Origin of the sequence: Alcaligenes pakistanensis, assembly GCF_014652815.1 — a bacterium.
Classification (GTDB): Bacteria; Pseudomonadota; Gammaproteobacteria; order Burkholderiales; family Burkholderiaceae_B; genus Alcaligenes; species Alcaligenes pakistanensis.
The window spans coordinates 1-750 of sequence record NZ_BMZN01000014.1 but is presented as its reverse complement, the minus strand read 5'-3'; the positions used below and the strand labels follow the sequence as shown (position 1 = coordinate 750).

1 protein-coding gene is annotated in these 750 nt (G+C 54.5%); it reads left to right on the top strand.

Going from position 1 to position 750, the window contains the following annotated elements:
• Positions 1-750: Ig-like domain-containing protein (locus IE156_RS18300; protein WP_189394107.1), on the top strand; the 750-nt coding region annotated here is incomplete at both ends.

Genomic DNA, 750 nt, shown 5'->3' with positions numbered 1-750 from the left:
AGACGTTCCTGGCTCTGAGCTGATCCAAGACACGAACGTTAAAGCCAAGGTTGAGACTGAAGACGCAGCAGGTAACCCTGCTTCGGCTGAAGCTGACCGTGACTACGGCATCGATACGGATCTGCCTGAAGCCGAGATCGCGATCAATGTGATCGCTGAAGACGACGTGATCAACAAGGCTGAGTCCGAGTCCGACGTGACCATTACGGGTACCGTTGGCAAGGATGTTAAGGCTGGTGATACCGTGACCGTGACGGTCAATGGTAAGGACTACACCACGACCGTTAACGCTGACGGTAAGACCTGGAACGTAGACGTTCCTGGCTCTGAGTTGATCCAAGACACGAACGTTAAAGCCAAGGTTGAGACCGAAGACGCCGCTGGCAACCCAGCCAGCGCTGAAGCTGACCGTGACTACGGCATCGATACGGATCTGCCCGAAGCCGAGATCGCGATCAATGTGATCGCTGAAGACGACGTGATCAACAAGGCCGAATCGGAAGGTGATGTCACTATCACTGGTACGGTGGGTAAAGACGTTAAGGCTGGTGATACCGTGACCGTCACGGTCAACGGCAAGGACTACACGACCACGGTTAACGCCGATGGTAAGACTTGGAACGTAGACGTTCCTGGCTCTGAGCTGATCCAAGACACGAACGTTAAAGCCAAGGTTGAGACTGAAGACGCAGCAGGTAACCCTGCTTCGGCTGAAGCTGACCGTGACTACGGCATCGATACGGATCTGCC